Source organism: Kitasatospora sp. NPDC101157, assembly GCF_044768255.1.
Classification (GTDB): domain Bacteria; phylum Actinomycetota; class Actinomycetes; order Streptomycetales; family Streptomycetaceae; genus Kitasatospora.
This window is the reverse complement of the sequence record NZ_JBIWPL010000030.1, coordinates 70552-92349: the sequence shown is the minus strand read 5'-3', so window position 1 is coordinate 92349 and position 21798 is coordinate 70552. Positions and strand designations below refer to the sequence as shown.

Annotated in this window: 21 protein-coding genes and 1 pseudogene; 15 read left to right on the top strand and 7 right to left on the bottom strand. The window is 75.1% G+C overall.

Going from position 1 to position 21798, the window contains the following annotated elements:
* Nucleotides 1–59 precede the first annotated feature (59 nt).
* The 3 genes from ACIRVF_RS37125 (at nt 60) to ACIRVF_RS37115 (ending at nt 2662) form a co-directional block, all read left to right on the top strand.
* A complete protein-coding gene (locus ACIRVF_RS37125; protein WP_402828296.1) occupies nt 60–629 on the top strand; it encodes an XRE family transcriptional regulator in 570 nt (189 codons plus the stop codon).
* A 114-nt stretch (nt 630–743) separates the two neighbouring features.
* Nucleotides 744–1325 carry a ParH-like protein gene (locus ACIRVF_RS37120; protein WP_402828293.1) on the top strand — a complete coding sequence of 194 codons (582 nt, stop codon included), beginning with the start codon at nt 744–746 and terminating at the stop codon, nt 1323–1325.
* On the top strand, nt 1322–2662 hold the full coding sequence (locus ACIRVF_RS37115; RefSeq protein ID WP_402828290.1) for an MAB_1171c family putative transporter: 1341 nt from the start codon (nt 1322–1324) through the stop codon (nt 2660–2662). The genes ACIRVF_RS37120 and ACIRVF_RS37115 overlap by 4 nt, the downstream gene beginning before the upstream one ends.
* A gap of 467 nt (nt 2663–3129) precedes the next feature.
* Here ACIRVF_RS37115 and ACIRVF_RS37110 read toward each other — a convergent pair whose 3' ends face one another.
* A complete protein-coding gene (locus ACIRVF_RS37110; protein WP_402828287.1) occupies nt 3130–3951 on the bottom strand; it encodes a DUF4253 domain-containing protein in 822 nt (273 codons plus the stop codon).
* Between the two features lie 153 nt (nt 3952–4104).
* On the opposite strand from ACIRVF_RS37110, the gene ACIRVF_RS37105 reads away from it, so the two are divergent.
* From ACIRVF_RS37105 to ACIRVF_RS37090, 4 genes are all read left to right on the top strand, one after another.
* Nucleotides 4105–4494 (top strand): hypothetical protein, encoded by a 390-nt coding sequence (locus tag ACIRVF_RS37105; protein WP_402828285.1) that lies wholly within the window; start codon nt 4105–4107, stop codon nt 4492–4494.
* A 61-nt stretch (nt 4495–4555) separates the two neighbouring features.
* The gene (locus ACIRVF_RS37100) at nt 4556–5386 is read left to right on the top strand and encodes a hypothetical protein (protein WP_402828282.1); all 831 of its coding nucleotides are present in this window, start codon (nt 4556–4558) and stop codon (nt 5384–5386) included.
* Nucleotides 5387–5480: 94 nt separating this feature from the next.
* Nucleotides 5481–5771 (top strand): hypothetical protein, encoded by a 291-nt coding sequence (locus tag ACIRVF_RS37095; protein ID WP_402828280.1) that lies wholly within the window; start codon nt 5481–5483, stop codon nt 5769–5771.
* Nucleotides 5768–6160 (top strand): hypothetical protein, encoded by a 393-nt coding sequence (locus tag ACIRVF_RS37090; RefSeq protein ID WP_402828278.1) that lies wholly within the window; start codon nt 5768–5770, stop codon nt 6158–6160. Before ACIRVF_RS37095 ends, ACIRVF_RS37090 begins: the two co-directional genes overlap by 4 nt.
* A gap of 167 nt (nt 6161–6327) precedes the next feature.
* On the opposite strand, the gene ACIRVF_RS37085 is transcribed toward ACIRVF_RS37090, so the two are convergent.
* Nucleotides 6328–6642, bottom strand: a complete 315-nt coding sequence (locus ACIRVF_RS37085) for a hypothetical protein (protein ID WP_402828275.1) — start codon at nt 6640–6642, stop codon at nt 6328–6330.
* Between the two features lie 249 nt (nt 6643–6891).
* Here ACIRVF_RS37085 and ACIRVF_RS37080 point away from each other — a divergent pair, with 249 nt between their 5' ends.
* Complete coding sequence (locus tag ACIRVF_RS37080) at nt 6892–7350, top strand: hypothetical protein (protein WP_402828272.1); 459 nt, start codon at nt 6892–6894, stop codon at nt 7348–7350.
* Nucleotides 7347–7697 (top strand): transcriptional regulator, encoded by a 351-nt coding sequence (locus ACIRVF_RS37075; RefSeq protein WP_402828269.1) that lies wholly within the window; start codon nt 7347–7349, stop codon nt 7695–7697. Before ACIRVF_RS37080 ends, ACIRVF_RS37075 begins: the two co-directional genes overlap by 4 nt.
* Before the next feature lie 243 nt (nt 7698–7940).
* Here the strand turns inward: ACIRVF_RS37075 and ACIRVF_RS37070 are convergent, their stop codons facing one another.
* Nucleotides 7941–8378: an ATP-binding protein gene (locus ACIRVF_RS37070; protein ID WP_402828266.1), complete on the bottom strand. Its 438-nt coding sequence runs from the start codon at nt 8376–8378 to the stop codon at nt 7941–7943.
* Between the two features lie 240 nt (nt 8379–8618).
* Between ACIRVF_RS37070 and ACIRVF_RS37065 the strand changes: the two genes are divergently transcribed.
* The 6 genes and pseudogenes from ACIRVF_RS37065 to ACIRVF_RS37040 all read left to right on the top strand — a co-directional run.
* Nucleotides 8619–9434 carry a helix-turn-helix domain-containing protein gene (locus ACIRVF_RS37065; protein ID WP_402828263.1) on the top strand — a complete coding sequence of 272 codons (816 nt, stop codon included), beginning with the start codon at nt 8619–8621 and terminating at the stop codon, nt 9432–9434.
* A gap of 24 nt (nt 9435–9458) precedes the next feature.
* Complete coding sequence (locus ACIRVF_RS37060) at nt 9459–9671, top strand: DUF397 domain-containing protein (RefSeq protein ID WP_402828260.1); 213 nt, start codon at nt 9459–9461, stop codon at nt 9669–9671.
* Nucleotides 9672–10113: 442 nt separating this feature from the next.
* The gene (locus ACIRVF_RS37055; protein WP_033355117.1) at nt 10114–10533 is read left to right on the top strand and encodes a YciI family protein; all 420 of its coding nucleotides are present in this window, start codon (nt 10114–10116) and stop codon (nt 10531–10533) included.
* Nucleotides 10533–11861: an RNA polymerase sigma factor gene (locus ACIRVF_RS37050; RefSeq protein ID WP_402828257.1), complete on the top strand. Its 1329-nt coding sequence runs from the start codon at nt 10533–10535 to the stop codon at nt 11859–11861. Before ACIRVF_RS37055 ends, ACIRVF_RS37050 begins: the two co-directional genes overlap by 1 nt.
* Nucleotides 11862–11980: 119 nt before the next feature.
* Nucleotides 11981–12742, top strand: coding sequence for a hypothetical protein (locus ACIRVF_RS37045; protein WP_402828254.1), 762 nt, complete (start codon nt 11981–11983; stop codon nt 12740–12742).
* An 80-nt stretch (nt 12743–12822) separates the two neighbouring features.
* Nucleotides 12823–13149 (top strand): annotated as a pseudogene (locus tag ACIRVF_RS37040) (serine/threonine protein phosphatase); the annotation flags it as partial.
* 1067 nt (nt 13150–14216) lie between these two features.
* Here ACIRVF_RS37040 and ACIRVF_RS37035 read toward each other — a convergent pair.
* The 4 genes from ACIRVF_RS37035 to ACIRVF_RS37020 all read right to left on the bottom strand — a co-directional run bounded on the left by ACIRVF_RS37035 (nt 14217) and on the right by ACIRVF_RS37020 (nt 21626).
* The gene (locus ACIRVF_RS37035) at nt 14217–15758 is read right to left on the bottom strand and encodes a hypothetical protein (protein WP_402828252.1); all 1542 of its coding nucleotides are present in this window, start codon (nt 15756–15758) and stop codon (nt 14217–14219) included.
* 3 nt (nt 15759–15761) lie between these two features.
* Entirely contained in the window at nt 15762–19373 is a 3612-nt protein-coding gene (locus ACIRVF_RS37030) for a hypothetical protein (protein WP_402828249.1), read from the bottom strand.
* Between the two features lies 1 nt (nt 19374).
* Nucleotides 19375–20427, bottom strand: coding sequence for a hypothetical protein (locus tag ACIRVF_RS37025; RefSeq protein ID WP_402828246.1), 1053 nt, complete (start codon nt 20425–20427; stop codon nt 19375–19377).
* Nucleotides 20428–20549: 122 nt separating this feature from the next.
* Nucleotides 20550–21626: a WD40 repeat domain-containing protein gene (locus tag ACIRVF_RS37020; protein WP_402828243.1), complete on the bottom strand. Its 1077-nt coding sequence runs from the start codon at nt 21624–21626 to the stop codon at nt 20550–20552.
* Nucleotides 21627–21798 lie beyond the last annotated feature (172 nt).

Sequence of the window (21798 nt, the reverse complement as noted above, 5' to 3'; positions counted from 1 at the left end):
GGCTCTGTCCGTCCGTCGAGGTCGCGGCGCGAAGGGCCCGGGTGTGAGGAAGGTGGGGAATGACGGAGTCGACGGGGGACGGCGGTCAGGTGGAACCGGAGGACGCTCCACCGGAGCTGAACGGCCACCCGGACGAGCACGGGCACGGGCACGAGCACGGGGAAGGGCCCGGGGGCGAACACGGGCACGGATCCGGGGACGGTCCGGCGAGCGTGGAGGCGAGCGGGCTGGCGGCCCGGATCGAGGCGCTGTTCCACACCGTCCGCCGCCCCGACCGCGAGCAGTACACCAACGAGGAAGTGGCCCGGGCCTGCCGCGAGGCGACCGGCGAGTCCTTCTCCACCACCTACCTGTGGCAGTTGCGCACCGGGCGCCGGGACAACCCGACCAAGCGTCACCTGGAGGCGCTGGCCCAGTTCTTCCAGGTCCCGCCCGCGTACTTCTTCGACGAGCGGCAGGGCGCCGAGATCGCCAAGGAGCTGGCGCTGCTCGGCGCGCTGCGCGACGCGGGCGTGCGCAGCCTGGCGCTGCGGGCGGTGGGGCTGTCTCCGGAGGGTCTGGACACCGTCAGCGAGCTGGTGGACGTGATCGCCCGCCGGGACGCGGCGCGCAAACGCCCCTCGTCCTGATACCCGGGACCTGCGCAGGGGTGGAGCCGGAGGGGAGCTGGAGGGGAGCTCGGCTTGTGGGGTGACTTATGGGGTGGCCGGGGCTACCGGTCCACGCTGCGGCGATGTCGCCGGATGGCCGAACAGCTGGAGCTGCCGCGCCCGTTCGACCCGGTTGCGCTGCTGGAGCAGCTCGCCGTGCGGCGCGGACGGCCGATCGAGCTGCTGCCGGTGCCGGCCCGTCCGCACGCCCCCTGCGGGCTGCTGGTCTCCACCCTGGAGGCGGACTACATCCTGTACGCGGCGGACACCGGGGCGCTGCACCAGCGGCACATCCTGGTGCACGAGATCGCGCACCTGCTGCTCGACCACGCCGGGTCCGCGCCGCTGGCCCCCGCCGCCGCCCTGCTGCCCAACCTCTCCCCCGCGCTGGTGCAGCGGGTGCTGGGGCGCACCAGCTACGACGAGCCGCAGGAGCGGGAGGCGGAGCTGCTGGCCTCGCTGATCCTGAACCGGGCGGACCGGGCGGACGCCGCCGACCGGCCGGGACCGGCGCCGGCACGCGGTTCGCTGGACGCGCTGGGCCTCCTGCTGAGCAGCGGCCGCAGCCCGGAGCCGGGGCCCGCTGACGGCGAACGGGCGGACGCAGAACGGGCGGACGCCGAACGGCCGGACGGCGCGCCGAAGGACGGCACACCGGAGGAGGCCTGCCCGTGAGCGACCTCGCCCTCTATCCCGTCGGCCTGTTCTTCGTCCTCAGCGGCGCCCACTTCGCCCGCAGCCGCATCGACTCCCGCGCCGCCGCCCGCTACACCTGCTACGGCACCGCCCTGCTGGGCGCCGCCCTGCTGGTGCTCGCCCCGCCGACCGTACGGGCGGTGCAGGGCACGGGGGTTCCGGTGCTCGCGGTGCTGGTGATCGTGCTGGGCGACGGGCTGCGCGACGGCGCGGCCGCGGCGATCCGGCTGCTCGTACCGGCGCTGCGGGCGGCCGACGCCGCGCATGCCGCCGCACAGTCGGGGCACGCCGGGACCGCCGGGGCCGCCGCTCCGGCGGTGCGCCGGCCCGAGGTGCGGGGCGGGCTGGCCCTGCTGGGCGCGGTGCTGGGGCTGCGGGTGGCGCTGATCACCGCGGCCGCGCCGGGCCTGGCGGGCGAGGACCTGACCGTCGGCCCCGAGCTGTCCGCGCGCCTGGCGCTGGCCGGGTACACCGCCGTGGGCATGCTCCACACCACCGTGTGCCTGGTCGCGCTGCTGCGCGAGCTTCTCCGGCGTTCCCGGGCGGCCGGCCCCGGGCGGCTGGGCACCGGGCTGCGGCTGCTGACCGGCGGGCTGGTGGCCGGGCTGCTGTGGAACGCCTGGAGCATGGACGACGTGCTGCGCGCGGCCGTCACCGGCAGCCAGGACGGCCCCGAGGACACGCTGTGCGCGGTCCTGGGCGGGCTGTGCGCGGCCCTGATCGCCGCGGGCCTGGGCAGCACGCTGTGGCCCGCCGCGGCCGGGGCCGTACGGGGCTGGCTGCGTGCGCACCGCCACTACCGTGCGCTCACCCCGCTCTGGCGCGACCTGCACACCGTGCTGCCGGAGATCGCCCTCGACCCGGCCCGCCGCCTGCCGCTGCCCCCGCGCGACCCGCGGTTCGCGCTCTACCGGCGGATCATCGAGATCCACGACGCCCGCCTGATCCTGCGCCAGCACCGCGACCCGCGCACCGCCCAGTGGCTCGACCAGGCCACCCGCCGCTTCCCGCCGCCCTCCAGCCACGCGGCCGCGACCGCCGAGGCCGCGGCGCTGGCCGCCGCCCTGGAGCTGGCGGCCTCCGGCGCCGCGCCGCAAGCCGCCGCACCCGAAGGCGCCGAACCGCAAGCCGTCCCGTCCGCCGCCGGGACGACCACCATGGACACCATGGACGGCGAGGCCGAGCACCTCGCCCACCTGGCCCGCGTCTACGCCACCTGCCCCGCCGTCGCCGAGGTCCGAACCCGCGCCCGCGCCCGCGCCCGCGCCCGCGCCCGCGCCGAACGGGCCTCCCGTGCCGAGGAGGCGCTGCGGTGAGCCGCCGTACGTGGCCGGCCCTGCCGGTCGTCCTGCTCGTGCCGATCGTGTCCCGCTGGGAGTGACCGGCCCGGGACGGATTCCCGTCAGGTGTCGAGCAGTTCGGTGACCAGCCGGACGGCCTGCGGCCCCTCGACGTGGTGGTCCGGGGGCGGCGCCGAAGCGGCCGCCGGTCGCGGTCGGCACGGCGGTGTGGCGCGAAGGCCCCGCACGGACGGCCCCGGGTGCCCGGCGGGAACGGGCCGGGCGCCTACCGCACCGCCCTACCGCACCGGCCTACCGCACCGCCCTCCCGGCCGCCCACCGGCCCGCAAGCGGCCACGAACCGGCTCCTCGGCCTCGTCTCGTACCGCCTGCTGGCCGGCCACCAGCCGCTGGAACCCGCCCAGGCCCTCGGGCAGTTGCTGGACGGCCTTCGTCACCGGGTCAGCGGCAGCGCGGCCTTCGTCACCGGGCGCCGCGGTCCGTCAGTCCCACCAGAAGGACCAGCAGCCCTCGTCGACCAGTTCCTCGGCGTAGCCGGCCAGGCCCTGGTCGGACCGGAAGAGGTTGTCCGGGCAGAACGCCGCGTGCTCGGCCGCCACCAGCAGCGCCTCCTCCAGGCGCCTCGGCGGCGCCGCGACGCTCAGGTACAGCGAGTCGGCCCCCGCCTGGACGAGGCGGGCGCCGAAGCGCTCCTGCCAGCTGCGCAGCACGGCGGCGATCGCGCCGCTGTCGCCGTGGCCGTTGGTGCCGTTCCAGCCGCAGGCGGCCAGTGCCTGGGCGCCGCCGTCCGCGCGCACCAGTCCGATCCGCAACCCGGGCCGGCTGCCCAGCAGTTGGCGGGCCAGCGCGTCCGCGCGCTCCTGCGGATCCCCGGCCGGCGTCGCAGCGGGGGCAGGCCCCGGCCAGGCGGCGCCGAAGGGCTGCAGCGTCTCCAGCAGTTCCGCCCGATCCTGCGGATCACCGGTCGGGCACCACAGCACCGCGCGCTCCCACCATCCGCGCAGCAGGGCGCCCGGGTCGTACGCCTCCGACGCGGGGACGCCCTGCTGCTCCGCCCCCAGGCCCAGGTCCGCGCCGTCCAGGTCAGGCCCCTCGCCCCGGGGATCCAGCAGCAGCGGCCACAGCCCCGAGCCCGCCCCGTGCTCCCGGTGCAGCCGCTGCCACGCCCCCTGCGGCGGCGCCGTGTCGCTCACCCACAGGGCGGGCGCGAGCTGACGGCCCGGCAGCTGCGGCGGCGTGCGGGCCTCGGCGCTGCGGTCGGGGAAGCGCCGGCGCAGGCCGCTGAGCAGGCGGGAATCGATCATGCGTCCACGGTAGGGGTGCGCACCGACAACGCCGCTGCCGGCCCGGCCGCGGCTCTGTCGGGGCTCTGTCGGGGCTCTGTCGGGGCCGGGCGCCAGCCTCCCGTCGGTCGACGAAGCCGAACCGAAGAAGAAGGAGAAGGAGAAGGAGACCTGGTGAGGACCGTCGGAGACTTCGCGCCGTTGCTCGGAGCGCCCGTGCGGGACGGCGGGGGGCCGCTGGTGGAGGCGGTGGCCGCGTCCTGGTCGGTGGCGCTGCCCGAGGATTACGTGGAGATCGTCGGCGCCTACGGCGACGCGGCCATCGCGGAGCGCCTCTTCCTCCTCGGGGCCCGCAACCTGCGCTCGTACTCCGCGATGACGGGCGGCCTGCTGGAGCGCTCCGGCGCCGTCCCCCACCGCGTCCGGACCGGCTGCCCCGCTGGAGCACGCTGCCGCACCGGGTCGAGGCGCAGGACTGAGCACCCCCAACCACCGCGTCCCTCACGTTCCCGCAGGCCAGGGCCGGTTCGGCGGGCGGGCGAGCGGGTGGTGGTCCTAGGCTGAAGGAGTGCGGCGGGGTCGCCGTGTCCCCGGGGCCTCCACCGCAGGTGCCGGGAGGTGGAGCATGCGTGGTGCATCCGGTTCGCGCCGGGCGGGGGTCCTGGCAGCGGCCGTGCTGCTGGCCGCGGGCGGCCTGTCGGCGCCCGCGGCGGGGGTGGCGTCGGCCGCCGCGGGCGTGCCCGTGCGGGCCTGTCCGGCGGAGGCGACCGGCCCGGGGCTGCCGGCACTGGGCGCCGTCCCGGCCTCGGTGCCCGTACCAAAGGGGGTGGACGTGCCGGCGGCGGCCGCGGTGTACGGGGCCCGCTACCCGGGCGAGACGCACTTCCTGGTGGCGCCCGGCGGCTGGACCTGCGACGTGGTGTTCTTCGCCGCCGACGGCGGCGAGCAGGCGTTCGTCCACCCCGGCGCGCCGGCCGCCGATCCGGTCGACGCCCGTTTCGACGCGGTGGTGCGGGCCGTGTTCGTCAGCGGCGGCGCGCAGACGAACGTCGACCTGGTGTGCGGCCTGGTGCCCCGGGCCGGCGCCGCGCCCAACACCTGCAACGCACCGGCCCGGCTGCCCGTCGACCAGGTGCACCCCGTGCCCACCAGCGCCCCGGGCCTGCTGCTGACCGCCGTCGGCGTCCCGGCGGGCACCCACGAGCCGAACCTGCCCACCAGCGGCGGCCCGAACCGCACGGTCGCCCTGCTCACCTTCCGGTCCCCCGGCGGCCCGGCCCAGGAGATCAGCTGCACCCTGCCCGCCCCGGCCGACCCCGTCCGCACCTGCCAGGCCGCCCTCGGCCACTTCCTCGCCACCGGCGCCGCCTCGAAGCAGCTCACCCGGACCGGCCTGGCCTCGGCCCTGACCGACCTGGACGCCTTCGTCGCCGCCTACCTCAACGCGCCGCGGTAACGGCGCAGTCGGCGGTGTCCGGGGCGGCCGGCAGCTCCTCCACGGCCGGCCAGATCGGTACACCATCGGTGTACCAGCGGTGTACGATCGCGGTATGGCTGATGCGACGATCAAGGTCTCCCCTGATACGCGTGACCGGCTGGCCGCCCTCGCCGCGGCCCGCGGCACCACGATCGGCGCCCAGGTGGCCCTGCTGGTGGAGCAGCAGCCCACCGCCGAGCAGATCGCCGAGCGCGTTGCCGAGGGCCGCCGACTGCTGCGGGACCACTTCGGGATGACCCTCACCGACACCGAGCTGGACGAGGGCCCGAACCTGCTGCAGCGGGTCTACGACATCGCTGCGGCGGACGCCCGCGCCAAGGTCGCCCCGCGGCGCAGCGCGTGATCATTCTGGATTCGAGCGCCCTGTCCGCGCTGGCCGCCGGCCACCCGCGCCTGCACCGGATCGTGGACTCCGCGCTGCACAGCCCGTTCCAGCACCTGCTGGTTCCGGTGCTGTGCCTGGTCGAGGCCGAGATCAAGGACGAGGGTGCCGCGCACGCGGTCCTGGCGCTGCCCTCTGTGGAGTTCGAGCCGCTGGAGGCGAGTGCCGCCGTGGTGGTGGCGACGATGGTCCGCGACGGGTACGGGGGCCAGGACCTGGCGCACGCGATCGCCACGAGTCTGCCCACCCCGGTGCGTCCGCAGCAGCACCTGATCCTGACGGCCCGCCCGGAGCTCTATCCGCCGGGGATCGTCGCCGTCGACATCGACGACCCCCGCCTGGAGCCGTAGGGCCGCTGCCGGCAGAAACCGGGACGAGCTGCGCGCGGGCGACGGCGCACGCATCCTCGCCGTACCTGCCAGGTGCTCACCCAGCCGTAGCCGTCCCGGCCGCAACGCCCCGGCGGCGGCGCTTCGGCGGCGCCTCGCCTCGGTTGTGACGCCTCGGTTGTGACGCCTCAACCGGCCTGCGCGGTCAGTGCCTTGACCAGCGCGACGGCCTCCTTGAGGCCCAGGTCGGGGCGGGCGACGCGCAGTTCGCGGACGGCCTTGACCTCGGCCGTGCGGGGGTCGATGCCGGCCAGCGCCAGGACGTTGCGCGCCCAGTCCACCCCGGCCGCGCCGCCGCTGGGGACGAAGTCCTCCACGATCCGCACGGCGCGGCGCAGGCCCGGGAGTTCGTTCTCGTCGGCGGCGTCCAGGGCGGCCTGCAGGGCGGCCCGGAGGGCTTCGAGGTTGGCCGGCTTGGCGCGGTTGGTCAGCGGGTTGAACACGGTGCTTCCTCTTGTTCCGATCGGATCCGGTCTGCGCTCCTGGGGGTCGGGGCCGGGCCGTGCGAGACGTCCCGGGCTCTCCTGCGGCCCGGGCGGGTGCGAGCGCGTGCGGGCGCGGCGTTCGCGCGGCGCCATGTCCTCGCCCCTCGTGCGCATGCCCGTCACGCTAGTACTTGCCCGGCGGGAAAGTAAATGCCAGGATCGCGGGTGCACCCAACGACGCCCACGTACTCCGGAGTTGGAGACCTGATGGCCGTTCACCACCCCGATCCCGCGGACGCCCTCTCCTCCCTGCGTGCCGCGCACCGGGCCCGGGCGGCGGCCCGGCCCCGCCCGCTGCCGGGCTGGTACCCGGCCACGGCCGCCGGGCTGTTCACGCTGGGGTTCGTCCTGCTCGGCCTGTCGTTCCTGCTGCCGCAGCGGCTGTGGCTGCCGGCCGCGTGCCTGCAACTGGCCGCGGCCGCGGTCCTGATCGGCCACGTCGTGGTCAGCCACCGGGTCGAGCACCGGCCCGGGATCGTCCCGGCCCTGCCGCGCCCGGCCGCCTGGTTCCCGGCCGCGGCGGCCCACCTGCTGGCGCTGGCCGTGTCCGGGGCGCTGGGCCTGGCGTTCGGCCCGGCCGGGTTCCTGCTCACCCTCGGCCCCACCTGCGGCCTCGCCCACCTGCTGCAGCTGCGCCGCAAGCGGGCACGGGCGGACGCCGAGTGAACGCCGAACCGCCCGCCCCGGCCCCGGTCTTCGACGAGCTGATCCACCAGCCCACCCGGCTCACCGTGGTGGCCTTCCTCTCCGGCTGCGCCGAGGCGGAGTTCCGCACCGTACGGGAGAGCTGCGGGGTCTCGGAGTCGGCGCTGAGCAAGGTGGTCAGCACCCTGGAGGCCGCCTCCTACGTCAAGGTCCGCCGCGGCTACGTCGGCAAACGCCCCCGCACCTGGCTGCGCCTGAGCCCCGAGGGCCGCCGCGCCCTGGCCTGCCACCTGGCCGAACTCCAACGCATCGCCGCCACCGCCACCGCCCTCGCCGCCACCCTCGACCACCAGCCGCCCCCGCCCTGACCCATGCACAGGGAGTCGGCCGCCGACCTCCCGCGCGGCGGGTTCCGGGGCCGTGCCGTCGCCACCCGAACGCCGAACGCCCCGCTCGCCCGCCCGCTCCGGGAAACGCAGCAACGGCGGCCCCGGCCAAGGCCGGCCGGGGCCATCGAGCCCGCTGCCACCACGTCGCCCTGGGCAGGAAGCTCCACTGGAGAGGGCGGGACCGTGGACACCACCACGGCCCCGCCCTCCGGCCTATCGGACTCATGCCTCCCCCACGAGCGGCGCGGGCGCGCACTCGCACCACACCACCTTCCCGACCCCACCCGGGCGCGGGAGATGCCCCCACTCGGCAGCCAGGGCCTCCACGAGGAGCAGCCCGCGCCCGCACCCGGCGGTGGGGCCGGGCTGCTGGGGTACGGGCGGCCGGTCGCCGGCGTCGTGGACCTCGATGCGAAGCCGGGTGGCGTTGACGTCGAAGGACACCCAGATCAGCCGCCCCGGCATGCCCGAGTGCAGCACGGCGTTGCCCACCAGCTCCGTGGCGAGCAACTCGCCGACCTCGGAGTAGCGGTCGCCGTCGGGCACCGTGGCGAGCAGTTCGCGCAGCATCCGCCGCGCGAGCATCGGCGATCGGCGGGAGCGCGGGAACCAGCAGCTGCGGATGGCGGTCGGGCCGACGGGCGCGTCGGTTTCGGGCATGGCGGAGCCACCTCCGGTGGGGATGCGGGAGCGGGCAAGGGGATGCCCGGGCAGTCGATTGCAGAGAGTGTTCACCTCATCGACCGTGAGTAGCATGCGCCCCATGGAAGATCGTTAGCAACATTTCTTGTCGGAACATTTTCCGATCTTGAGGTGCGAGTAATCTGGCATCAGTTTCGGGCTCTTGCATGGGGAGTTGATCTCATGGGCCAACCGCGCCCCTCGGTCCGACGTCGCCGCGTGGCGAGCTTGCTCATCCGCCATCGCGAGGCGGCGAACAAGACGCCGGACGAGGCCGCGGCGCGCATCGACTGCCATCGCTCCAAGATCAGCCGGATGGAGAATGCCTGGCTGCCGATCTCCAGCAGCGAGTTGCGGGACCTGCTCACGTTCTACGGTGTGGACGATCCGGCCTACGTGGAGGAAGTGGTCACGCTCAACCGGCAGGGCTCCGAACGCGGTTGGGCGCAGCAGTTCGACATCACACCGCCGTCGTACGTCGACTACATCGACTACGAGGAGAGCGCCAGCCACATCCGCTCGTTCCAGCCGATGATGGTGGCAGGGCTTTTGCAGACGGCGGACTACGCGCGAGCCGTCTACCGGGCATCGCCGTTCGACATCCCTCCGGAACGAATCGACGAGCTCGTGGCGGTTCGCCTGCAGCGGCAGAAGGTGCTGGATCACGCTGAGCCGCCACGGCTCAGCGTGATCCTGGGAGAAGCCGCGCTTCGAGGGCACGTGGGTGGCGTGGACGTTCTGCGGAAACAGCTGGATCATCTGAGGAAGTTGGGCGACCGCCCGCACATCGACCTCCGGGTCCTGCCCTTCAGTGCGGGAGCCCATGCCGGAATCATGGGCTCGTTCGTGCTCTTCAGTTTCTCCACAGCCGCTTTCTCCGATGTGGCGTGCGTGGAGCACCAGGCAGGCATGCTCTATCTGGAGGAGCCCGAGGAGACTTCTGCCTATACGCTCACGTTCGACTCGTTGTGTTCGAGCGCGTTGAGTGCCCCCGAGAGCCTCGACCTGCTCACCCGGGTCATAAGAGAGCTGTAGCGGTGTCGACCGGAGGTACTGAAGGTGTCCACTCCCGATCTCAGCGGTGCGAACTGGCGGAAGAGCTCGTTCAGTGGAGAGACCGGGGCGTGCGTCGAAGTCGCGGACGGGGTCCCGGGGCTGCTTCCCGTCCGCGACTCCAAGGACCCGCACGGGCCCTGCCTCCTCTTCACCGCCGATGCCTGGACCGCCTTCATCACTGCTGTCCGCGCGGGAGAACTCCCCGCCCGGCCCTGACCCCCGGCAGATCGGCGACCCATCTGCCGGCAGCCGCCGACAGTCCGACCCACGCACCGACGCCCCGGATCGCGCGCAGCCGCCAAAACTGCCCTCGCCGCCACCCTCGACCACCAGCCGCCCCCGCCCTGACCCATGCACAGGAAGTCGGCCCGACCGACTTCCCACACAGAAGACGCCCCAAGACGAACGCGGCCGCCGACACGGGCACGAACCTGGGCCGGGGCCGGGCGGTGCTGCGCGCTTGGCTGGAAGGCATCCGGGCGGGCGGGTGCACCGGTGTCGTGCGGGCCGCGCCGCCGGGAGCGGATCGGGGTGGGATGCGTACGGGGGCGGCGGAAAGGAATATCGTCCGTCTTCGTCCACCGTGTCGATCCGGCGTCGCGCCGTTCGACCTTGGGATGGAGAGGGTCGACGGGCGACCCCGTTGGAGGAGGTAGAGATGGCGAAGTACATGCTGATCATGCGGGGCACGGACGAGTCCATGGCGAAGATGATGGAGACGCCGTTCGAGGAGATGCTGGAGACCGTGGGCCGCTTCAACGAGGAGCTGATCCGGGCGGGCGTGCTGGTGGCCGCCGAGGGCCTGGACGACCCCTCGCAGGGTGCGGTCGTCGACTTCGGCGGCGAGGCCCCGGTGGTCACCGACGGCCCGTACGGGGAGACCAAGGAGCTGTTCGGCGGCTTCTACATCCTCGACGTCGCCTCGAAGGAGGAGGCCGTGGAGTGGGCCAAGCGGATGCCCGCCTTCCCGGGCTCGAAGTGCGAGGTGCGCCGGGTGCCGGGCATCGAGGAGTTCCCGCAGGACAACGAGTGGATCGTCAAGGAGCGGGCCTGGCGCGAGCGGACCGGCCAGCTCTGATGCCCGCAGCAGCAACCGGCGGCCTGCCGGGCGGCGAGTGCGCCCGGCGGGCCGTCGAGGCCGTGTGGCGGATCGAGTCCGCCCGGATCGTCGGCGCGCTCACCCGCTACACCGGGGACTTCGCGCTCGCCGAGGACGTCGCCCAGGAGGCGCTGGCGGAGGCCCTGGTCAGCTGGGAGCGCGACGGCCGGCCGGCCAGCCCCGTGGGCTGGCTGCTGGCCACCGCCCGGCGCCGGGCCATCGACGCCTTCCGCCGCGCCTCGGCCCTCGACGAGCGCTACGCCGCGCTCGCGGGCCCGCTCGCCGAGGGCGAGTTCAGCACGGGCGCGGCGGGCGCCCCGCAGCAGCCGGAGGACCTGCCCTGGGACCCGGACCGGGTCGACGACGACGTCCTCGCCCTGATGTTCACCGCCTGCCACCCCGTGCTCTCCCCCGAGGCCCGGGTCGCGCTGACCCTGCGCGTGGTGGGAGGCCTGTCCAGCGAGGAGATCGCCCGCGCGTTCCTGGTGCCGGTGCCCACCGTCCAGGCCCGGATCACCCGGGCGAAGAAGACCGTCGCCGCCGCGCACGTCCCCTTCGAACTGCCCCCGCGCCAGGAATGGCGCGATCGGCTCGGCGCGGTCCTGAGCGTCCTGTACGTGATCTTCACCGAGGGCTCGACGGCGACCGCCGGCGAGGACCTGCTGCGCCCCGACCTCGCCCGCGAGGCCGTACGGCTGGCCCGGATGCTGGCCGCCCTGCTGCCCACCGAACCGGAGGTGCACGGACAGCTCGCCCTGTTCGAACTCACCGCCGCGCGCTTTCCCGCCCGCACCGGGCCGGACGGGGAGCCGGTGCTCCTGGAGGACCAGGACCGGCGCCGCTGGGACCGCTCCGCGATCCGCCGCGGCCTGGCCGCACTCGGCCGCGCCGCGAGCCTGGGACGCGGCCAGGGCCGGGGCCTTGGCCCCTACGGCCTCCAGGCCTCGATCGCCGCCTGCCACGCGATGGCGCCCTCGGTGGCGCAGACCGACTGGGAACGCATCGTGCTGCTCTACGAGGCGCTCGGCCGCGTCGCCCCGTCCCCGGTGGTCGAACTCAACCGGGCGGTCGCCGTCGCGATGGCCGAGGGACCCCGGCAGGCCCTCGCCCTGGTCGACGACCTGGCCGTCTCCGGCAAGCTGTCCGGCTCGCACCTGCTGCCGGGCGTGCGCGGCGAACTGCTGACCCGCCTCGGCCGCACCACCGAGGCCCGGGCCGAACTGGAACTCGCCGCCCGGCTGTGCCGCAACACCCGCGAGCGCACCGTCCTGCTGCGCAAGGCGGCCGCGCTCGACACCGACGGGTGATCACCTAGCCGCGCACGGGAGTTGAGTACGCGTACGGATTGCGGACGGCGACACGGCCGGGCCAGGGTGTGCTGCGGCGACCAGCGCCTCCAAGCACTCCGGAGAGGAACCACCGGCCGGTGAACAGCTTCACGTACGTCCTCGGCTACCTGCTGAGCCTGCCCGGCCGGGGCCTGGAGGCCTCGCGCCGGATCCGGCCCACCGACCGGCGCCTGCGCGCCCTGGCCGACTCCCTGCCCGCCCGGGCGGCCAGGCAGGCCGAACGGGAGCGGATCGAGCGCACGGTGGCGGCGCTGGCGGCGGTGGAGGGCGTGGAACACCTGCTGACCCGGATCAGCGACCACTGCGACCGGCCCGAGTCCTTCGACATCCACGCCCCCGGCCCCGAGGGACGCCTGGCCCTGGTGTGCCGCATGACCGCCAGCGCCTACTTCGCCACCCGCGAGGACATCACCGACCTGCTGCCCCGGATCGAGGCGGCCGGCCTGGCCGACTGGGGCTCCCCCGGCAACCGCACCGGCACCCCCGCCTACGCGCTGCGCTGGCACGGCGCCGAGGCCGCCGACGACGGCTGGCGGCTCAGCCCCGAGGGCCGGCGGATGCAGGCCCCCGACCTCAGCAGCCCCGGCGCCGTCCTGCACTGGGACCTGCGCGACAGCGCCACCCTGCGCCCGGACCCGTACTGGAAACGCGTCGGCAGCCGCGTGCGCTTCAGCAACGAGCAGACCCCGCCCGACGCCGACCCGGCCGAACTGCTGCGCACCGCCCGGGCGGACGGGCACGCGCTGGTCCTGCAGCTGGACCTGCGGACCAACTGGCGCGAGGCCTGCACCTACTACACGGCCAGGCACGGCGGCCCCGCCGCACGCGCACGCCCCTGACCCCACGGGACGACCGATGGCCCCCGCCGGGGTTCGGCAGGAGACTGGCCGTGGGGGCCACGCACGGCGGGAGCACGACGATGAGCGGTGGGCGCACCCTCGCCGAGGTGATCGCCGCCGACGGGCCGCTGGCACCGCGCGAGGCGGCCCGCATCGGCGCGCAGGTCCTGGACGCCCTGGCCCGGGGGCACCGCTCGGGGCTGGTGCACGGGGGCGTCGAACCCGAGCGGGTGGTGCTGGAAGGGGGACGGGCGCGGCTCGCCGCGTTCGGGGCCGGGCCGTTCGACGGCTCCCCCGGGTTCCGGGCACCCGAGCGGGCCGGGGGCCGTGCGCCCGGTCCCGAGGCGGACCTGTGGTCGCTGGGCGCCACGCTCCACGCGGCCGTGGAGGGGCGGGCACCGGAGGCGGGACAAGCCGGCCAGGCGCCTCGTGCCGGACCGCTCGCACCGGTCATCGCCTCGCTGCTGCGCGCGGACCCGGCGCAGCGGCCGGGCGCGGAGTGGACCGGGCACATGCTGGGCCGGGTCGCGGCGGGCTTCACGGTCGGCCCGGCGACGGCCGCGGCGCTGCCGGCCCGGGAGCCCCCCACAGCCACCGCCACCGCGCCGCCCCCGACCAGCGCACCGCCCCCGACCAGCGCACCGCCCCCGGCAGCGGCGCCCGTGGGCGGGCGGACCGCGGCGGCGCACCGGCCCGGGGTGGTGATCACGGCGGTGGTGATCGCGCTGGCGCTGATCGGCGGGCTGGTCTTCCTGCTGGCCGGCCGCGGCGCGCACCACCACACGGCCGTCACGGCCCCGGTCACCCCGCCGTCGGCCACCGCACCCGCGACACCGGGAACGCCCGGCCCCCAAACCCCCACACCCGCAACCCCGGCGCCCGCAACACCGGCGCCTGAAACCCCGGCGCCCGCAACCCCGGCGCCCGCAACACCGGCGCCCGCAACACCGGCGCCCGCAACCCCGGCGCCCGCAACACCGGCGCCCGCAACACCGGCGCCCGCAACACCGGCTCCCCAGACGCCCACCGCCCCGCAGACCCCCGCCCCTGCCGTGCCCTCCGGCTATGTGCGGACCGACGATCCGGCGGGCTTCAGTTTCGCGCTGCCCATCGGCTGGACGCGCACCGACAACGGCATGGGCGCCGGCGACTACTCACCCGACAACGGCGGCCACGTGCTGCGGTTCACCGTGATCGCCAACCCCTCCGGCCAGGCCCCCGTCGACGGCTTCCGCCAGATCGAGCAGTCGCTCACCCAGCAGGGCGGCTACAGCCGGATCGACCTGCGCACCAACACCTTCCAGGGGAACCCGGGCGCCTACTGGGAGTTCACCTTCGGCTCCTCCCACGTGGGCGCGCAGTCCTTCCTCGCCCCGAACGGCAACGAGTACACCGTCTACCTCTCCACCCCGGACGCCGACTGGGCCTCCTACCAGCCGGTCCTCACCACCGCGCTGAACACCCTGACGATCCGTTAGCGCGCCTCCGCCCGCCCGAGTTCCTCGATCCGCCGCCCGTCCACCCAGGCCGACCAGCCGTTGGAGCAGACGATGTGCGCCCAGTCCCCGGCCCGCTCCAGCACCTCCAGCTCCACCCTCGCGTCGATCCTGGTGGCGGCCGGCAGTGCCGGGTCGGGGGCGGTCCAGGCGGACATGCCGCCGGAGGGGACGCGGTGGGTGGGCCGGAAGACGGGCCCGGCGGGCGCGGTGGCGGGCGGCACGGGCGGCGCGGGCGGGCGGCTGAGCGCTTCGCTCCCCGGCGCCGTCACCACCACCGTTTCAGGCCCCGGCTGCGGCTGCGGCCGGCGCTGCGGGCGGTAGAGCGCCTCGGGCAGGTCCACGTCCGGGATCGGCCGCAGGAATTCGGCGGCCAGGTTGCACGCCTGCACGACGCCGAGCGCCCGCAGCCCGAAGCGCACGCCCGACCAGTCCTCGCGGGCCCGGGTCAGGCCCTGGCTGACCAGGGCCCAGACGGTCGGCTCGGTCACCGCGAACAGGACCATGTCCTCCTGCGCGAGGGGCCGGCCCTCCCGGTGGCCGACCACCTGGACGTCGTGCAGGGCGAGCAGGCTGATCCAGGTGAACAGGGTGCCCGCGAAGGTCGCCAGGGTGATCCCGGGCTCGTACGCCGGCGGATCGCCGGCCCCGGCCCGTTCGAGGTATCCGGCCTGCTCGTAGCGGCGCAGCTCCCGTTCGGCGACGGCGGCGGTGACCGGCGGCAGGGTCGTGCCGGAGCGTGCGCCGGGGTGCAGCTGGGAGGCGAACAGCTCGGCGACGGCGTGGCTGATCCAGCGCCGGTCGGCGACCCGCAGGGCGTCCTGCTGGGCTTCCAGGACGTCCGTGGCGCAGAGGGTGACGGGCCGCGGCTGCGAGCGCCGCCCGGCGAAGGAGCGGAAGAAGACGGTCTTGTAGGCGTCCACCAGCACCAGCAGGAAGGCCAGTTGTTCGGCGGTCAGTTCCTCCTGGGGCAGCGGCATCGGCTGGCCGCTGGAGAACTGCACCTGGAGCTGTACCCACCAGGCGAGGTCCTGCGGTGCGAACGGCGCCATCAGCTCGTACCCGCCGTCCGGCCCGGGCCGCAGGCCGACGAAGACGTCCTCGCAGCGGCGGGAGGCGTACAGCCGGCACTGGGTGGGGGCGCTGTTGAACAGGGCGCTGCGGGCGTCCACCACCCGGTCGGGGACGGCGAGCGGGAGCAGCGCGGTGCGCACCACGGCGGTGGGCAGGCCGGTGAACTCCCGGAGCAGTTCGGCGGTTTCGCGGACCGGTCCGGTCGCAGCCGGGGCCGGGGCGCCGAGGTCGGTCAGCGGTGACAGCACGCCGGGTTCGGGAAGGTCGAGGTGGCGTGCCAGCGGGGCGAATTCGGCCCGGCCGAGGCGGATGGTGCGGGCCAGGCCGCCCGGCGTGGGGAGGTCGCGCAGCTCGGTGGCATCGGTGACGTCGGTGGCGCCGGTGGCATCAGTGGCATCAGTGGCGCCGGTGGCGCCGGTGGCGGCGCCGGTGGCTTCGGTGTCCATGGCTCACCTTCCTCCCGCCGGTTCGTCCCGGGGCGCCTGGCCCGTGGCGACGCCCTTGGCGATGTTCCCGGCCTGCCCGGCGGCCGCCTGCGCGACGTGGCCGCCGAGGTCGCCCGGGCCCGGGCCGGGCAGGGCGCGGAACGCCGGGGCCATCGGGCCGGTCTGCTGGATGACGGCCGTCAGGTTCGAGTCGACCTGCTGGGCCAGGCCGTTGATCGAGGTGCCGAACTTCTGCTGGGAGAGCTGTTCCATCTGCGTCGGGGTGTAGATGCCCTTGCCGCAGTCGCCCAGGAAGCCCTTCATGTCCAGGACCCGCTGGTAGGCGGCGGGGTCCGCGCCCTTGTAGTACATGAGCGGTTCGAGTTTGGTGGAGATGTCCTTGGCCACGCCCCGGGCGGTCTCCTGCAGGGCGCTGCCCGGGCTGAGTTCCAGGGGGTTCATGTAGGACTTGTAGGTGGTCACCGAGCCGGTCTGGGCGGCCCACTTGGGGTCGGGCGGGTAGCCGAGGGCGTCGTTCTTGAGTACCGGCAGATCCTGGTAGGCCTCGGGGTGCTTGCTCTGGGTCACGGCCTGCAGCGCCTTGCCGGCGTCCTTGCCGCCGGTGGCCTCGGCGTAGGCCTTGTTGTACGCCGCCTGGAACGGGTCGTTGGCCGTGGAGGAGCTCACCGGCACGCCGTTGTGCTCCAGTTGGGAGGTGCCGTGGAACTGTTTGAGCTCCTCCAGCAGGTCGTCGGCCCGCAGGGAGGTGGGTGAGACCTTCTCCAGGTCGGCGACGGTCTGGCGGTAGGCCATCTGGTTGAGGGCCAGGTCGCGGTCCATGCCGACGGTTCCCATGCTCTTGGCGTTGCGCAGGTCGATCAGGTCGCCGGTGGTCAGCGGCCGTCCGCCCCTGGTCCAGCCCTGGGCGTTGAGGGCGGCGACGGTGTCCTCCTGGGCCTTCGTCAGGACGGGGTTGAGGATCTTGGCGTACTCGCCCTGGATCTCCTTGGGGACGGTCTTCAGGGTGGCCTTGGCCTGGTAGGTGGAGTTGATGTCGATGACCTTCTGCCGCAGTGCCTGCTGGGCGGCGGCGATCTCCTCCGCGCTCGCGCCCTGGGCCTTGAGGGCGTTCAGGTCGGCGGCCATCTGCTGGAACTCCTGCGCGGCCTGGTGTCCGGCGGCCTGTTCGGCGCGGAAGGCGGCGTCGCCGGCGGCGGTGGCGGTGGGGACGGGGCCGGGCGGCGGCTGGCCGCCGTGCAGGGTGCTGAGCGCGGTGGTCTCCTTGAGCGCCTCGTTCGCCGCGGGGCCGATGTTGTTCAGGCCCAGGGAGTGCAGTCCGACGGCGTTGCCGAGGTCCTGGACCATGGCCAGTGCGATGGAGAGCCGGCCGGCCTGGGGGGCGGGGCTGTTGGGGTCGGTGACCTGGCCGACGGTGGCCTGGTAGGCGGCCTGGAGGGTGTTGATCGGCAGTACCGCGTTGGCCGTGCCGAGCAGGGCCTTGCCGAGTCCGCCCTCCTCGTAGCCGACGCCGAAGCCCTGGACGGCGTTGCGTGCGACCGTGAACGCGCCGAGCTGGGCGGCGCCGGCGGCGGTCAGCGGTACCGCGAAGGGGGCCAGCAGCATCTCCCCGGCGATGGCCACGTGCTGCCAGCCGACGGCGGCGGCCTCGTGTTCCTGGGCCGCGATCGATTCCAGTTCGGCGGCGGCGGCCTCGGCGTCGTTGCGGCCCTGGGCCTGGGTGAACAGGGCGGTGGTCATCTGCCGCAGCGCGCCCGCGGTGTCGGCGCCCGGGGCGCCGTTCTCGATCTGCTGCAGCACCCGGTTGGCCGTTTCGAACTGGCCGGGCGGGAGGTGGTCGATCAGGTTGCTGAGGTAGTTCTCGTGGGCCTCGATGCCGTCGAGCTGGTGCAGGTAGTCGGTGTAGTCCCGGTCGCGCTTGGCGTCGGCGGCCTGGAGCGCGTCCATGCCGGACTGGCGGACCGCCTCCCGCTGGGCGTTGCCGGCGGCGTCGGCGGCGGGGACCATCGCCTCCAGGCTGCGCAGGGTCTGCAGCTGGCCGGGGGTGGGGCCCTGAGCGGGGTCGATGCCCTGTTCGAGGGTCTGCAGCTGCTGCCAGTACGAGGGGTCGTACATGTTGGCGCCGTCGAGCGCGGCGAGCCGGTCGCGGATCGCCTGGGCGGGGTCGGGGGCGGGCAGCGGCGCGGCGGGCGGGGGCGGCGCGGCGGGGGGCTGGTCGGGGGGCTGGTCGGGGGGCTGGTCGGGGGGCTGGTCGGGTGCGGCCCGGGTGTCCCCGGCGGGCCCTTCGTCCAGGGGGCCGGGGCCGGGCGGCAGGTCCGGCAGCAGGGGTGCCGGTTCGTCCGGTGGCGGCAGTGCCGGCAGCGCCGCGGCGTCGGCGGGCAGGCCGGCCCCGGTGCCGGGCAGGGTCAGGGCCGGGTCGGCGATTCCCTGGGCGCGGCGCCAGTTGAGGTACTGGTTGAACTCGGCGTCGGTGGGCGGGCCGGTGGAGCCGGGGTGGGTGGCGCGCCAGCGCTGGAAGGCCGGGTCGTCCAGCAGGCCCTGGATCCAGTTGTTGATCGCCTGCCGGTCCCCGGGCGCCATGGCGGGCTGCGGCTGCCAGGGCGGTTCGCCGCCGCCCTCCGGTGCGCCGTCGTTCGGTGCGCCGCCGTACGGGCCGGTGGTGCCCGGCGGGCCCGCGAGGGTGCCGGCGAGGTTGCCCAGGAAGGCGCCCAGGATCCCGCCGGCGCCGGCCGCGGCCGCCGCGGCCGTGGAGTAGCGCAGCACGGTGGTGCTGCCGCCGCAGCTCAGCCAGGCCTGGCCGGTGCATTCGAGCGTGCCGCCGTCGTCGGCGTGGGCCGTCACGGCGTCGGTGAAGCCGTGCAGCGCCAGCACGGCGCCGACGAGCAGCACCACGCAGGCGGTGGCGGGCGGGCGGGCGCCGGTGGCGGAGAGCAGGACGGCGGCCAGGGCGAGGGCGCCGGCCAGGCACCACTTGACGAGGCCGTCGGTGACGAACGTGGCGACGATCAGCGAGAGCGCGGAGCCGAGCAGGCCCACCGTCATGCCGGTGATGCCGGTGACGCGGTGGTGGCGGGTGGGGGCGATCTGCTTGACCAGCGCGGACCAGATCCGGCGCAGGGACGTCGACACGATGCTGCCGAGCACGGTCGGTGCCCCGGCGAGCACGCCCAGGGCGAGCACCGCCCCGGCGGCGGGCGGGACGATCTGGGCGGCCAGCAGTGCGATGGCCGCGCCCCACAGCAGGTGGACGCCGGCCGCGCGGTCGCCGCGCACCAGGGCGGCCAGGGTGTGCGGCAGCGCGCGCAGGTCGGCCAGGAAGCGGGTGGTGCCCACGGCGTGCCAGTAGCCGAACACGCCGAACAGCACGGTGGTCAGCAGCCCCCAGAACAGGGCGCCCTGGAAGAAGTTGCCGTGGGTGGTGGCCGGTGCCCCGGGCGGCACCTTGCGCCAGCCGCCGTAGCGCACGGCGATCAGGAAGACGTTCAGGGCGTAGCCGCTCACTCCGGCGACCACCGCCGCGGTGACGGCGGACCAGAGGTGTTCGCGCAGCCAGCCGGGCAGTTGCCGCACGACGTCGCCGACGCCCGGTACGGTCTGCGGGGCCGTTGTGGTGGTCATCTCAGCGTGCCGTCCGATCCACGATCACGAAGCCGCCCGCGTAGGGCCGCTGGGAGGTGCGCACCCGCAGCACGGCGTTGTCCGCGGAGGCGAAGCAGGCCGTGGTGGTGCGCCCGGGGTCCAGCCGGGGGGAGGCGACGGCGGCGGGCAGGGTGTACGGCACGGGGTCGCCGTTGTACAGGCTCACGCAGCCGTGCGCGGGTACCCGCAGGTACTGCGGGTGGAAGCGTCCGTCCAGTACCAGGGCGCTGGGGCCGGGGGCGACCCGTTCCCCGGCCCGCAGGAGCGCCGGGGTGGTGAAGGGCCGCTGCCAGAGCACCAGGACCAGCAGGACGGCCAGCAGGGCGCAGGCGGTGGGGCGCGGGCCGATCTCGCGCAGCCGGCTCACGGTGCGCGCGGGGTCGGCGACCAGCAGGCCCAGCGGCGCCCCGTAGGCCAGGTGCCCGGCGTAGGCGATGGTGATCAGGCCCGCGCCGCGCAGCGCGTAGACGCCGGCGACGGGTGAGGCCACCACGAGGGTCTCGATCATCAGGCCCCAGGCCAGGCCCCACTGCCAGCGCCGGCCGGAGGCGATGACGGCGTAGCTGATCCCGAAGCCGATGCCGTTGGAGAAGTGGAACGCCCAGCCGAGCAGCCCGGTGCGCGGGCTGGAGGAGTGCGCTGCCAGGGCGAGCACGCCGTAGGTGTCGATCGGGGCGAACAGGCGCAGGCCCGCCAGCGTGAACGGCACCCGGAACAGGTCGTAGCCCAGGGTGCCGATCAGGCCGCCGAGCGTCCCGGCCACGAGGGCGCGGTGGAGCCGGCCCAGGCGCGGGCGGCGGGCGCTCCACAGGCCGAGGGCGGCGAGCAGCGCGAGGGCGGGCACGGTGACGGCCCAGAAGCAGAGGGCGAAGGGTGCCAGGGTGAACGCCCAGGCCAGGACGGGGGTGACCGGCAGGAGGCCGAGAAGCGCGCACAGGGCCCCGACACCTCGCCCGCCGGGCCCGGCCGGGGCCCGCAGGGCTGGGCTGCCCACGGTCGAGGTGTGGTGCTGTCCCTGTGCCCGTTCAGGCATCTTCGGTTCCGTCCGACCTTCTCCTGCCACGATTCCACCGTCTGGTGACCGAGGGCAACCGGTGACGGGGGGTGGTCCGTGACCGTTGGTCACCGGTGACGGGGGGTGACGGGGGCGGCCGGCTACAGCTGCCACAGCCGCAGGGTGCGGTCCGCGCTCGCCGAGAGCGCGCGCCGGCCGTCCGGGGTGAAGGCCACGGCGTTGACGTTGCCGGTGTGGCCCTCGTAGCGGGCCAGTTCGCGGCCGTCGCCCGGGTCGACCAGCCGGATGCGGTTGTCGGTGCCGAGGGTGGCGAGCAGGTCGGCGTCGTAGTGGTCGGTGCCGCTGCCGGTCAGCAGCCGCCGCCCGTGCGGGGCCACTGCCAGGCACAGCAGGTTGCCCGTTCCGATGTCGAAGCGGCCGGTCTGGGCGCCGGTGACCGGGTCCCACACGTGCAGCAGGCCGTCCATGGTGGTGGCGACGAGGAGGGCGCCGCGTACGGCGAATGCGACGGCGGTGACCGCGAACAGTTCCTCGCCGAAGCGGCGCAGTTCCCGGCCGCTCTCCAGGTCCCACAGCCGCACCTGGTCGGCGCCGACGTCGTACTGGGCCGAGCCGGAGAGCAGTTGGCGCCGGTCCGGGGAGAAGGCGACGGCGGTGACGTCCGCGGTGTGTCCGGGCAGGCGCCGCAGTTCCCGGCCGGTGGCCGGGTCCCAGCAGCGCACGGTGTGGTCGCCGCAGCCGGTGGCGACCAGGCTGCCCTCGGGGGAGAACACCGCGGCCAGGCAGCCCTGCTGCTGCCCGTCGAAGCGGCGCAGCTGGGTGCCGGTGGCGGTGTCCCACAGGACGGCCGGGCCCCAGACGCCGCCGGAGAGCGCGGATCGGCCGTCCGGGGACAGGGCCGCGCACTGCACGCCGTCCTCGTGGGCGGTCCAGTGCCGCACGTGCGCGCCGGTTTGAAGGTCCCAGAGCCTGAGGGTGCGGTCCTGGCTGCCGGACAGGGCCAGGCGGCCGTCGCGGGAGAGGGCCAGGCAGGTCACCGGGGCGGTGTGCCCGGTCAGTACGGACGCCTCGGGCGGCGGGCCCGGGCCCGGGCCGGGCGGGGGGCCGGAAGGGGGGCCCGGGGGCGGGCCGGAAGGCGGGCCCGGGGGCGGGCCGGAAGGGGGGCCCGGGGGCGGGCCGGGTGGCGGGGCGGGGGGTGGTGTCTCGGTACCCGGCATGTCGGCACTCCAGCACGAGGAGGGGACCCGCCCGCGACCACTGTCGACGCTACGCCTGCCCGGGCCCGGGGGGTCAGCCGCTCAGCACTGGGGGCGGCGGCCGTGGTTGGCCCCGCGCCTGGCCCGGGCCTTCTTCTTGCGGCGGCGCTTGGACGACATGGCGACTCCTCTC

Bases quoted from the DNA above. Each gene is read 5' to 3' on its own strand.
- ACIRVF_RS37125 (WP_402828296.1), top strand. From the start codon at position 60: ATGACGGAGTCGACGGGGGACGGCGGTCAGGTGGAACCGGAGGACGCT.
- ACIRVF_RS37120 (WP_402828293.1), top strand. From the start codon at position 744: ATGGCCGAACAGCTGGAGCTGCCGCGCCCGTTCGACCCGGTTGCGCTG.
- ACIRVF_RS37110 (WP_402828287.1), bottom strand. From the start codon at position 3,951: ATGATCGATTCCCGCCTGCTCAGCGGCCTGCGCCGGCGCTTCCCCGAC.
- ACIRVF_RS37100 (WP_402828282.1), top strand. From the start codon at position 4,556: ATGCGTGGTGCATCCGGTTCGCGCCGGGCGGGGGTCCTGGCAGCGGCC.
- ACIRVF_RS37095 (WP_402828280.1), top strand. From the start codon at position 5,481: ATGGCTGATGCGACGATCAAGGTCTCCCCTGATACGCGTGACCGGCTG.
- ACIRVF_RS37080 (WP_402828272.1), top strand. From the start codon at position 6,892: ATGGCCGTTCACCACCCCGATCCCGCGGACGCCCTCTCCTCCCTGCGT.
- ACIRVF_RS37070 (WP_402828266.1), bottom strand. From the start codon at position 8,378: ATGCCCGAAACCGACGCGCCCGTCGGCCCGACCGCCATCCGCAGCTGC.
- ACIRVF_RS37055 (WP_033355117.1), top strand. From the start codon at position 10,114: ATGGCGAAGTACATGCTGATCATGCGGGGCACGGACGAGTCCATGGCG.
- ACIRVF_RS37050 (WP_402828257.1), top strand. From the start codon at position 10,533: ATGCCCGCAGCAGCAACCGGCGGCCTGCCGGGCGGCGAGTGCGCCCGG.
- ACIRVF_RS37035 (WP_402828252.1), bottom strand. From the start codon at position 15,758: ATGGACACCGAAGCCACCGGCGCCGCCACCGGCGCCACCGGCGCCACT.
- ACIRVF_RS37030 (WP_402828249.1), bottom strand. From the start codon at position 19,373: ATGACCACCACAACGGCCCCGCAGACCGTACCGGGCGTCGGCGACGTC.
- ACIRVF_RS37025 (WP_402828246.1), bottom strand. From the start codon at position 20,427: ATGCCTGAACGGGCACAGGGACAGCACCACACCTCGACCGTGGGCAGC.
- ACIRVF_RS37020 (WP_402828243.1), bottom strand. From the start codon at position 21,626: ATGCCGGGTACCGAGACACCACCCCCCGCCCCGCCACCCGGCCCGCCC.